Genomic DNA, 12225 nt, shown 5'->3' with positions numbered 1-12225 from the left:
TAAATTCTAAAATAATGTCATATAAAAATAGAGTATTCGGCTGTGTAATTGTAAAATCAATCAATTCAAATTATAATGCTGATTTTAGTAGCCAGCCAAGAACTTTGCCTGACGGAACTGTTTATGCTACTGATAAAGCCTTCAAGTATACTGTTCGAAATTATTGGGATAAAATGTACCCAAGAGAGAAAGTATTTTATTTTACTCGTAGCGATGAAAATGGCAATCCTAAAACTTTAGATGGATTATTTCTTCATCACTTTCAAGCTTTTCCTACAAAAATAATCACTAAAGGAGAAGGTAAAAAAGCTAAAGAGCATGAGATTGTAGATAAGTTAAAATTAAAATCACACTTACTTGATTGCCTTGATATTCGATGTTTTGGAGCGACATATGCTGGTCATTCAAATGTATCTATTCATGGAGCGGTACAAATCAATCACGGAATTAATATTTGGAAGGAAAACAACATTTTTAGTGAGCAAATCAAATCACCAGTTGCAACAGACGAAGGCGATGGCATGACGACAATCGGGCGTTCAACAAAACTTCAAGAGGGTCATTATATTCATCACTTTTCAATAAATCCGATTAATAGTGATTTCAAACTTACAGATTCTGATATTGAAAAGCTAAAAGATGCAATGTGTAAAGGTGTTACCTATTACGATAGTACATCAAAAGCAGGAACAGATAATGAATTATTATTTTGGGTAAAACTTAAAGAAGACTCAAAACTCGTACTTCCAAATTTTAACTCATTAATCACAAAAGAGGAAGTTTCAAAAACAAATGGAAAAATCACATTTGATTTTTCCAGAATAAAATCATTATTAGAAAAATATCCTAATGACTTAGAAGCAATTGAAATTTATTATCAATCAGAGAATACGATAATTTTAAATGCACCAGCCTTGGCAAAGACTTTTGATTTAAACTAAAAACTGTTAAAATGAAAGAAATTATATCATTTGATATTAAGGCAGATTTTGGTTTCCTAAAAAAGCCCGACACTAATTCACCTGTTTATCTTACTTATAATATGATGCACAAACCATGTATTTTAGGGGTTTTGGGTGCAATTATGGGATATAGTGGCTTTAAGGGTAATAAAAAAAAGCCTGAATATTTAGAAAAGTTTTGCAATGAGAATCCTATTAGGATTGGTATTCAACCAATTAATCATGAGAAAGGAAATTTTCAAAAGACCACGATAAAATATAATAACTCAACAGGTATTGCGAACCTATCTACGTTAAAAAACATAGGCGGTAAAGATGTTTCCACTTTTGGAGCGACAATTAATGTAATTGAACAAATATTAATAAAACCATCTTACCGTATTTATCTTTTAACCGACAATCTGGAACTAACTCAAAGAATCCAAAATCATGAAGCTGAATTCCTTCCTTATTTAGGTAAAAATGATTTCTCACTTTGGTGGGAAAATGTTCAAACGTATAAGTATGAAAAGTTTGAACCGAAACATAGTTATCAAGTCAATTCTCTATTTATCAAAAAAATGATACTTAAGGATGGTAAAATGGTCGATGACGATGTTCCAGCCTGGGATATTGATTTTACAAAAAACGACTTTGCCTACTTTGAAAGGTTGCCCACTGGTTATGATGAAGAATTGTTCCAATATGAATATCAACCTTTTGTTTTGACTTCTTTCAAATTAAAAAAAGATTATGAAATAGAGAATCTCTACTTACTCAACAACAATGACGTTATTCAAGTCTTTTAAAGATTTAATTCTAGAGGAAACCAAAATTGAGCATGTTTTAAGTGATTTTGAAAAGTATCATGCTCATACCCATAATGTTCGTGAATTTGAAAAACTACATGAGCATGTCCATTTAGTAATGAACTACGCATCAAGTTTGGTCATTGCTCATGGACAAGATAACGTAATGGATAGCTTGATACATGATTTAATAAGGATAAATTCAAAAATTGAAGAAATAGAATTTGTTGGTAATTTTGTAAAACGCCTTTTTGTAAATGCTTTAATATATCACGATTATGGAAAAGTAAATGAGAATTTCCAAATCGAAAAAATGCAGGATAAAGGCTTTTTTAAGCCAAATAAGAACAATAAAATAGGCTCACAACATTCTATTTTAAGTGCCTTTATTTTTTTAAATGTCCATTTAAAGGAAATTACAGAAAAGCAAAATCTATCAAATTCGGAGTTAAATTTCTTAATCTTTGTTACTTATTTATTTGCCAATCCTATTTTAAAACATCATTCAAGTTTTTTTGAACATCACATAGAATTTGACGAGGAAAGGCTTGCAGGATTAGAGTCATACTTGAAATTATTTGACAACGCTTTAACCAAACCAACTAAGCATTTAATTCTAAACATTCCTGGAGTAATTGATAACGAACTGAAGAAACATGACAAAGAAGGAAGTTATTATTTCTCATTCTACGCTTTACTAAAACTTAACTTTTCTCTTTTAACCGCTTCTGATTATTATGCCACAAACGACTTTATGGGCGATTTGCCTATAAAAGATTTTGGATTAATTGATAAAGGCTTCAAAAACGAACTTTTACAGAATTTCATAAATAATAAAGGGGCTCAATACAATGGCGAACTTTACAAAAAAATTGAGTATTTCAATCAACTGAACTTTTCTGAACTACAAGAACGCAGTAATAAAAATCTAAATCAATTACGCCAAAAGATGGCGGCAGAAGCGATTACTGCACTTCGCCAAAAGATTGACAAGAGACTATTTTATTTAGAAGCCCCAACGGGTAGTGGGAAAACGAATATTTCATTTGCTTGTGCATTGGAATTGCTAAAATCAGATGAACGATTGAATAAAGTCTTTTACGTATTCCCTTTTACAACCTTGATAACACAAACTTTTAAGAGCATTAAGGAAACTTTGCAGATAGAGAATGATAAGGTTATTCAACTACATTCAAAAGGTGGATTTCATACCAGCGAAAAAGAAGATAACGAAGACGGCCTTTTCGGAGATAAAAAATTAAATTATATCAATAATCTATTTATCAATTACCCATTTACATTACTTTCTCATGTAAAATTTTTTAACATCCTGAAAGGCAATGGAAAAGATGACAATTATATTTTGCATCGAATGAGCAACTCCGTTGTTATTATTGACGAATTACAAACCTATACCCCAAAGCATTGGGATAAAATAGTCTTCTTTCTACATCATTATTCTAAGCATTTTAATATCAGATTTGTTTTAATGTCCGCCACTTTGCCAAAGATTGATAAGTTAAGTAGAGAAGCAAAAGGGAAGGTTCAGGCTTTAATCACAAATAAAAATGAATACTTTACTAACCCCAATTTTAAAGACCGAGTTACTTTTGATTTTTCATTGCTCGGAGAAACAGGAAATCAAACCATTAAATTAGAAAACTTAGCAGATGTAGTTTATTTAGAATTAGAAAAGTATGCCATTAACAATGAGAACACCTCCAACGGTTTAGTTGAATTTATCATTAAAAAATCAGCATCCGCATTCTATCGATTGATTGAAAAGGATGGTAGATTCCATGATTATGAAAAGTATTTGATTTCTGGGACTATACTTGAACCTCGACGCCAAGAAATCATTCACGCCATTAAAGAAAAAATCTTTCAAAAAACTCTGGTAATTACTACTCAGGTGATTGAAGCAGGTGTAGATATAGATATGGACATTGGTTTTAAAGACCGCTCTCTAGTTGATAGTGATGAACAATTAGCTGGTAGAGTTAATCGAAATGCGAGCAAAAGCGGCTCTAAAGTTTTCATTTTCAACTATGATCGTGAAGCCAAAATTTATGGAACAGACAAGCGATATCAGCAGCGACTAACTTTTCCTATTTATAAAAATATACTTGAAAGTAAGAATTTTGATTTGTTATATGATAGTGTTAATAACAGTATCAATAAGTTAAATCAAAGCGAAGTCTTTGAAAATATCCAAGACTACCTTGATAACTTTAAAAGGTTTCATTTTCGAAAAGTAAGTGATGAGTTCAAACTAATTGACACACAAACAACCTCCGTCTTTGTACCGTTGAAAATTGACAGAAAATGGTTTACGAAAGCCGAACTAGCATTTTATGACAATTTTAATTCAAATGACTTCTCACAAGTTAGTGGTGAAATTGTTTTTGACATATATAAAAATATCGTTTTTGGCGAGTCTGATTTCATAAGAAAAATGATAAACAAGAAACAGATTGGAGGAATAATGTCCAAGTTTATGTTTTCCATCTTCACTGACTCAAAACTAAACAAGGAACTATTGTCATATTGTGACCATGAAGATGAGGTCTTTGAGAAGTTTGGTTTAATCTATTTATCGCATTGGGAAAAAGTTTATTCATTAGAAGGTGGGATTGATGATAGCCAATTTGAAACGGACTTATTTATTTAACCCATTTATGGTCTCCTACACTCACAATGAAATCGAACTAGTTCTTAAAAATAATCGTACTTTTGTCGTGAAAAACATACAATAACATGGAAGAATTGTGGTCATATCACGACAATTTAATAAAAAATACGCAAACGGAGCGATTTAGATACCTCTATGAGGAGATAGATTGGTCTGTGCGAATGATGGGCATTAAGGGGCCTCGTGGTACGGGTAAAACCACCATGATGTTACAATACATCAAAGGGAATTTTGAAACGGGTTCTCCATTAGCTTTATATGCCACACTGGAGCACCCTTATTTTTTCACCAACTCTCTTTATGATTTTGCAAAGGAATTCTACATAAACGGCGGCAGGCATTTGTTTATAGATGAGGTTCATAAATATGAGCGTTGGTCTAGAGAGTTAAAAGTTATTTATGATGGTTTTCCGGAGCTTAAAATAGTTTTCTCGGCCTCCTCTGCTCTTGATATTTTTAGGGGAGAGTCTGATTTAAGCAGAAGGGCTTCCGTCTATCAGCTTCATGGCCTTTCTTTCAGAGAGTATATTAATTTTTCGCTCAACCAGAAATTTGAAAAGATTGAAATAGAAAACATTTTCACCGATGTTAGAAGACTATCTGCACAAATTGCGGAGCAAATACAAGTCATACCGCTGCTCAAAGCCTATTTAAGAAATGGGTACTACCCTTTTCATTTAGAAATTCAGGAATCGGATTATTTACAGCGATTGGTACAGGTCATTAATACCGTGATTGACACAGACCTGAATTACATAGAAGGCTACAGTGCCGAGGCTAATAAAAAGGTAAAGAAGCTGCTTAGAGTGGTAGCCGAATCTGTGCCATTTAAGCCAAATGTATCTGAGATTAGTAGGAAAACGGGTGTAAGTAGAGACCTGATTTACCTTTATTTGGGGCATTTGGAATCGGCTCATTTGATTAGTCAACTTCACCAAACGGGCAAGGGTGTTTCTACTTTACAAAAGCCCGACAAGTTATATCTAGATAATAGTAATCTTTCTTATGCTTTGTTCTCGAATCCTGAAATAGGCAATATGCGGGAAACCTTTATTATTAATCAGCTCAGAAACGCAGGATTAGAAGTTTCTCTTCCAAAGAAAGGTGATTTCTATTTAGACCAATCAGGAATTACCATAGAAGTAGGTGGAAAAAACAAAGATGGGAAGCAGGTTGCGGGAATTGAAAATGCGTTTTTAGCCAAAGACGAGATAGAAACGGGCATCGGAAATACCATTCCGCTTTGGCTCTTTGGATTTTTGTATTGACATGAAATTATGGGCAAAAGAATTCTCAACAAATGGTTGTCATTAAATCCATAATCGTATAATTTCAGATAAAACATTCTTTATCCATGATTTACCAATTAAAAATACAACTAAAAAATATCAGCAAACCACCTGTGTGGCGAAAAGTAAAGGTACCAGGTAATATCAGCTTACATACACTCCATGAGATTATCCAAATGACTTTTGGCTGGGACAACTATCACTTGTATCAGTTTTCGCCAAAGGGCTGGGGTTCTAAACCTGATTATGCACCTTATAATGAGGAAGATGACATTTTTGAATCAGATGAAGATAGTATGGAGAACGATGTGGAAGATGTCTTTACTCGGAAAGGACAAACAATGGTTTATATCTATGATTTCGGAGACGACTGGATGCATCTAATCACTGTTGAGGCTATTGAAGAAGGTAACTTACTTCGGCCTATAATTTTGGCAGGAAAAGGAGCCTGTCCACCTGAAGACTGCGGTGGAGTTTGGGGCTACGCAGAAATGAAAGATAATGAAGAAGTAGACCCTGATGATTTCGACATTGAAGATGCTCGTGTTTTCTTAAATGACCTATGGGATGAACAGTCTTAATATATATTGACATGAATATCATAGCCACACATATAAACTACCTCCACATTTGCCATAGAAAGCTTTGGCTCTTTGCCAACGGCATTAATATGGAACATACGTCGGAGCTGGTATGTGAGGGCAAAATGATAGGTGAAAAAACTTACCCGCAGCGTGCCGAAAAGTATCGTGAACTAGAAATAGATGGTGTCAAAATAGATTTCTACGATGCCAAAAATAAGGTGGTACATGAGATAAAGAAATCGTCTTCTTATAGTGAAGCACATTTGGCTCAGGTGAAGTATTACCTGTATATTCTTAAAAGAAATGGCGTGGACGGTGCAACGGGAATACTAGAATACCCAAAACTACATAAACGAGAGACAGTAACATTAGCGGATGGAGATGATGAACGTATAGCCCATTGGGTGAAAGAGGCAACAGCCATAATTGGTCAGGAAGACGCTCCGCCTAAAATCCAAAAAAGCAAATGTAAGAAATGCAGCTATTATGATTTTTGTTGGATAACAGAAAGCCCTGAAGAATGAAAAAAACCTACTATTTATTTAATCCTGGGAGGTTATCGAGAAAAGACAATACCTTAAAGTTTACACCCGTAGATGAGGACGGCGTGGTAGGCCAGTCTAGGTATTTGCCTGTTGAAACCATTAACGATTTGTACGTTTTCGGCAGTTTAGATGCTAACTCTGCTCTTTATACTTTTTTGGGCAAAAACCATATAGCCGTACATTTTTTCGACTATTACGAGCATTACGCAGGCTCATTCATGCCAAAAGAGTACTTGCTGGCCGGTAAAATGCAGATTCAGCAAACCAAGCATTACATGTCTGCTAAGAAAAGGATAGTAATAGCCAGGGGGTTTGTGGATGGAGCTGCCGCCAATATCTTAAAAAACTTACAGTATTATAAAAGACGTGGCAAAGAGCTTACTGGTGCTATAGAACAAATAGAAGCTTACAGAAAAGATATAGTTGACACAGATAACATTCCACAGCTGATGGGTTTGGAAGGAAATATCCGTCAGGTGTATTACAAGGCTTTTGATGAAATATTGAATGATTTCAATATGGGAAACAGAACCAAACAGCCTCCTGAAAACGAAGTCAATACGCTTATTTCTTTTGGTAATATGATGTGCTATACCACTTGCCTTGGTCAAATTTATCATACGCAGCTTAACCCCACCATTAGTTTCCTGCATGAGCCTGGTTATAGACGATTTTCGCTGGCTTTAGATGTCGCAGAGATTTTCAAGCCACTACTAATTGACAGAACCATTTTTAGCTTGCTCAATAAGAAGCAAATTAAAGCGAGTGATTTTAGAAGTGAAGTGAGTAGATGTGTGCTAAAAGATAGTGGCCGAAAGACCTTTATAAGGGTATATGAAGAAAAGCTTAAAGAAACAATACAGCACAGAAGCCTAAATAAGCATGTGAGTTATAAGCATCTGATAAAACTGGAATGCTACAAACTGAGTAAACACATGCTAGGAATGGAGGAATATGTGCCTTTTAGGGCTTGGTGGTAGCATGAATTTGATATCACTTAGTTTGCATTTCAATTGTAAAATATAAATCCAGACCTATGTACGTAATATTGGTGTATGACATGAATACAAAGCGAGTGGCGAAAATGCTGAAACATTGCAGGAAATACTTAAATTGGATTCAGAACTCGACTTTTGAAGGTGAAATAAGTAAGGTCAAATTGACAGAAATGCTAGACCGAGCTTATGAAATCATGGATGATGAAGAAGACAGTATTATAGTTTTCAAAAGCCGCTCAAAAGACTGGCTCGATAAGGAAATTCTCGGTTTCGAGCGGCAAAGTACGGGTCAAATTTTATAAGGACTGTTGTCGATGTGGTGACATAATGTTTTATAGAAGTTCATTGACATATTGAATTTATTAAAATCCTATTGACAGGGCTTGAAAAGGCGTTGTCGAACTCAGGGTAAAATCGTATTATTGTAGGTCGACACGATTCTAATGTATTTTGGATGTTAAAACATTGGATTCGTGTCTTTTTTGCCTGTTTTATAAACGGGTCTTAATCGCATCACATAGAAATTGAAACGAAATCATCATCTACGCTTAGCGTGATTCCGTCTAGTCTTAATCGCATCACATAGAAATTGAAACCGTTTTCGGGGTAAACAGATTTGAAAACAACTTAAAGTCTTAATCGCATCACATAGAAATTGAAACTGGCAGATCCACCTGCGTTCGTGGTTCCTGACGTGGTCTTAATCGCATCACATAGAAATTGAAACAGATTAAACCCTTCGAGGGCATTTCTGGAAAGTACAAGTCTTAATCGCATCACATAGAAATTGAAACTGAAAGATTAAAAACGGCGATTGCTCCACGTTCCGGTCTTAATCGCATCACATAGAAATTGAAACTTTCGTCTAAGAGGAGGTTAAGAAAGTCGGCTGAACGTCTTAATCGCATCACATAGAAATTGAAACATTTCAAACTTGGTGCAACGGTGAACAACATAGACAGTCTTAATCGCATCACATAGAAATTGAAACTTCGACTTTTGTGATGAGTTCGGATGACCTGTACAAGTCTTAATCGCATCACATAGAAATTGAAACTCCGAACATCCTTACAGAAGCACGTGCTATCAGAAAGTCTTAATCGCATCACATAGAAATTGAAACTTTTCATCTATAAATAGCACTTCACCCTCTTCACTAGTCTTAATCGCATCACATAGAAATTGAAACCTTCACAGTAGCTAAACAGTTGACAGAATACTATAAAGTCTTAATCGCATCACATAGAAATTGAAACTTCCGAGCGTATTATAAATGTCTCTTTGCTCATAAGTCTTAATCGCATCACATAGAAATTGAAACAGACCTAACTATTGAACCATTCATAGAGCAAATAGAAGTCTTAATCGCATCACATAGAAATTGAAACAGGCAGGTAGTAGTGAAGCTCAGAAAATGATAGAAAAGTCTTAATCGCATCACATAGAAATTGAAACCGGCAACCATGCCGGACGACCTTTAAGAAAACCGATCGTCTTAATCGCATCACATAGAAATTGAAACTATTCTTTAAGAATAACACAGATGTCATCTATCTTGTCTTAATCGCATCACATAGAAATTGAAACAGGCTCAGAGGTGCAACTAGGGTTTATTCTCCAAGGTCTTAATCGCATCACATAGAAATTGAAACAGTATCAATGCTCGTAGTGTAGGCTGCCCCTGTAACGTCTTAATCGCATCACATAGAAATTGAAACTAATATTAATCAAATGAGTTACGAAATAATAAGAGGGTCTTAATCGCATCACATAGAAATTGAAACACAGGTACGGCATTTGTAGGTACGCAGGCGGCATACGTCTTAATCGCATCACATAGAAATTGAAACTGCACCACATAAGGGATGCCAAACGTGGTCAGCTTTGTCTTAATCGCATCACATAGAAATTGAAACGAACAAATCCGCCGTTTGATAAGGCTCCAGTTTCAGTCTTAATCGCATCACATAGAAATTGAAACTAAGTCGGTAATCCTGTTATCTGCCAGCAGTGCCGGTCTTAATCGCATCACATAGAAATTGAAACCTTCCTTCCTGTCACTGCTGTGCAGTAGCTTTTTCAGTCTTAATCGCATCACATAGAAATTGAAACGAAGTTCCGGCAGTGTTATAAGTGCGTATCTTTTTAGTCTTAATCGCATCACATAGAAATTGAAACCTCTTTACGGTTTTGCCTTGATACTGAACTGGATTTAGTCTTAATCGCATCACATAGAAATTGAAACCACCTGTCTGCCTTGCGAATGCTGTAGCTTGTGCCGTCTTAATCGCATCACATAGAAATTGAAACTTTACTAAGCCTTCAATTTCGGACTTTTTAGATTTTGTCTTAATCGCATCACATAGAAATTGAAACGGCGATTAATGACTTTTACGTCAACTTCGTCAGGCAGTCTTAATCGCATCACATAGAAATTGAAACTTACCGCAATGGGTGGAACGTGGGGCTTTGAAACTTGTCTTAATCGCATCACATAGAAATTGAAACATGTAATTGGCAGCGGAGCTGTAGGAGCGATGGCTGTCTTAATCGCATCACATAGAAATTGAAACAAAAATAAAACACTTATTATTAGGCAATTCAAAATAGTCTTAATCGCATCACATAGAAATTGAAACCGGAACCAATCTTACGTCTGGTGCTACAGCTGCCGAGTCTTAATCGCATCACATAGAAATTGAAACTTTGATACGTATAATAATACTGTAAGAGATATAACGTCTTAATCGCATCACATAGAAATTGAAACTAATTCAGATAGTAATTCATATAGTAATTCGGAAAAGTCTTAATCGCATCACATAGAAATTGAAACTTGAAATTAATCAATGGCTTTTTGTGGTGGGTGTTTGTCTTAATCGCATCACATAGAAATTGAAACTGGAATAGTTTCAGTTCCTAACATGCTTATGAGTACGTCTTAATCGCATCACATAGAAATTGAAACTACATTTATGTACTTTGTCACCTACATCTTCAGTTAGTCTTAATCGCATCACATAGAAATTGAAACCAATTTTAGACATATCTAAGCCCATCACTTTAAACGTCTTAATCGCATCACATAGAAATTGAAACGAGCCTTCTATTTTCCAAGCGTTCACGTTTGTGTAGTCTTAATCGCATCACATAGAAATTGAAACTAAAGACAAATGGTTCTACAATTTCCTTTATGACTGTCTTAATCGCATCACATAGAAATTGAAACGGATCATGTCTCCTTCAGAACCCGTAAAGTCTATTGTCTTAATCGCATCACATAGAAATTGAAACTGATTAAGGCCGCCCCCAGGTTAGGCGAACTAATACGTCTTAATCGCATCACATAGAAATTGAAACTACGTTAGCAACAATACTAATCAAGGTCGTTTAACTGTCTTAATCGCATCACATAGAAATTGAAACTCGGAAGGGTAACCCCTGCTAAAATTGCGGTTAATGTCTTAATCGCATCACATAGAAATTGAAACTAACCATACCGCCCCAAATTATCAAGGCAAAAGGCAGTCTTAATCGCATCACATAGAAATTGAAACTCTATGAAAAGGGATACCATCTTGCACGTATTCCCGTCTTAATCGCATCACATAGAAATTGAAACATAACTATATAGGCTATGCAGGGGAAAACGATGGCAGTCTTAATCGCATCACATAGAAATTGAAACCCAGACCCAGCAGGTCCTACCATAATAGCCTGAAGAGTCTTAATCGCATCACATAGAAATTGAAACAGGAATCTTTATTGGTAATGGTGCAAAATCCAAACGTCTTAATCGCATCACATAGAAATTGAAACCACGTGCAGGCTTCACATAGCTCTCCACGCCCTCCTGTCTTAATCGAATCACATAGAAATTGAAACGTACTTTTCCTTCCTGAACCTCCTTTTGCCCGTAAGGTCTTAATCGCATCACATAGAAATTGAAACCAATTATATGCAGATTTTAAGATTCAAAAAGATGGAAGTCTTAATCGCATCACATAGAAATTGAAACTCAATGGACTTGATTTGGTAAGGGTCGGATGATAAGTCTTAATCGCATCACATAGAAATTGAAACGTAAGTTTTCCACCGCTTCCAGGCCTTTCTTCAGAGTCTTAATCGCATCACATAGAAATTGAAACTAAAATGTCTGATGATTTTATTGAAGAAAACACTGTTGTCTTAATCGCATCACATAGAAATTGAAACTCACTCACCCAAAACTCCCAAAAAACTTCGATGCATGTCTTAATCGCATCACATAGAAATTGAAACTCCATTAATACATCATAGCCATTTATCCAGACATCGGTCTTAATCGCATCACATAGAAATTGAAACTTACGGATGAAACGGTGTAT

The 12225-nt window shown here is 35.3% G+C and carries 8 protein-coding genes and 1 CRISPR repeat array (1 of these 9 only partly in view); all 8 genes read left to right on the top strand.

Annotation, left to right across the window (positions count from 1 at the left end; translation table 11 throughout):
• Window positions 1–14 precede the first annotated feature (14 nt).
• The 8 genes from ACSBFT_RS20240 to cas2 all read left to right on the top strand — a co-directional run bounded on the left by ACSBFT_RS20240 (window position 15) and on the right by cas2 (window position 8160).
• The gene (locus ACSBFT_RS20240) at window positions 15–941 is read left to right on the top strand and encodes a type I CRISPR-associated protein Cas7 (RefSeq protein WP_489602219.1); all 927 of its coding nucleotides are present in this window, start codon (window positions 15–17) and stop codon (window positions 939–941) included.
• 11 nt (window positions 942–952) lie between these two features.
• Complete coding sequence (gene cas5b / locus ACSBFT_RS20235; protein ID WP_489602218.1) at window positions 953–1750, top strand: type I-B CRISPR-associated protein Cas5b; 798 nt, start codon at window positions 953–955, stop codon at window positions 1748–1750.
• Window positions 1728–4421 carry a CRISPR-associated helicase Cas3' gene (gene cas3, locus ACSBFT_RS20230; protein ID WP_489602217.1) on the top strand — a complete coding sequence of 898 codons (2694 nt, stop codon included), beginning with the start codon at window positions 1728–1730 and terminating at the stop codon, window positions 4419–4421. The genes cas5b and cas3 overlap by 23 nt, the downstream gene beginning before the upstream one ends.
• Window positions 4422–4507: 86 nt before the next feature.
• A complete protein-coding gene (locus ACSBFT_RS20225) occupies window positions 4508–5710 on the top strand; it encodes an ATP-binding protein (protein ID WP_489602216.1) in 1203 nt (400 codons plus the stop codon).
• An 86-nt stretch (window positions 5711–5796) separates the two neighbouring features.
• A complete protein-coding gene (locus ACSBFT_RS20220) occupies window positions 5797–6312 on the top strand; it encodes a plasmid pRiA4b ORF-3 family protein (protein ID WP_489602215.1) in 516 nt (171 codons plus the stop codon).
• A gap of 11 nt (window positions 6313–6323) precedes the next feature.
• Window positions 6324–6839: a CRISPR-associated protein Cas4 gene (gene cas4 / locus ACSBFT_RS20215; protein WP_489602214.1), complete on the top strand. Its 516-nt coding sequence runs from the start codon at window positions 6324–6326 to the stop codon at window positions 6837–6839.
• Complete coding sequence (gene cas1b / locus ACSBFT_RS20210) at window positions 6836–7840, top strand: type I-B CRISPR-associated endonuclease Cas1b (protein ID WP_489602213.1); 1005 nt, start codon at window positions 6836–6838, stop codon at window positions 7838–7840. Before cas4 ends, cas1b begins: the two co-directional genes overlap by 4 nt.
• A gap of 56 nt (window positions 7841–7896) precedes the next feature.
• On the top strand, window positions 7897–8160 hold the full coding sequence (cas2, locus tag ACSBFT_RS20205) for a CRISPR-associated endonuclease Cas2 (protein ID WP_489602212.1): 264 nt from the start codon (window positions 7897–7899) through the stop codon (window positions 8158–8160).
• 199 nt (window positions 8161–8359) lie between these two features.
• A CRISPR array of direct repeats spans window positions 8360–12225; the repeat unit is 30 nt; unit sequence GTCTTAATCGCATCACATAGAAATTGAAAC (it continues 503 nt past the right edge of the window).

Source organism: Arcticibacterium sp. SM2516, from assembly GCF_057914865.1.
This window is presented reverse-complemented; position numbering and strand designations above follow the sequence as displayed.

Bases quoted from the DNA above. Each gene is read 5' to 3' on its own strand.
- cas4 (WP_489602214.1), top strand. From the start codon at position 6,324: ATGAATATCATAGCCACACATATAAACTACCTCCACATTTGCCATAGA.
- ACSBFT_RS20240 (WP_489602219.1), top strand. From the start codon at position 15: ATGTCATATAAAAATAGAGTATTCGGCTGTGTAATTGTAAAATCAATC.
- cas1b (WP_489602213.1), top strand. From the start codon at position 6,836: ATGAAAAAAACCTACTATTTATTTAATCCTGGGAGGTTATCGAGAAAA.
- cas2 (WP_489602212.1), top strand. From the start codon at position 7,897: ATGTACGTAATATTGGTGTATGACATGAATACAAAGCGAGTGGCGAAA.
- cas3 (WP_489602217.1), top strand. From the start codon at position 1,728: ATGACGTTATTCAAGTCTTTTAAAGATTTAATTCTAGAGGAAACCAAA.
- ACSBFT_RS20220 (WP_489602215.1), top strand. From the start codon at position 5,797: ATGATTTACCAATTAAAAATACAACTAAAAAATATCAGCAAACCACCT.
- ACSBFT_RS20225 (WP_489602216.1), top strand. From the start codon at position 4,508: ATGGAAGAATTGTGGTCATATCACGACAATTTAATAAAAAATACGCAA.
- cas5b (WP_489602218.1), top strand. From the start codon at position 953: ATGAAAGAAATTATATCATTTGATATTAAGGCAGATTTTGGTTTCCTA.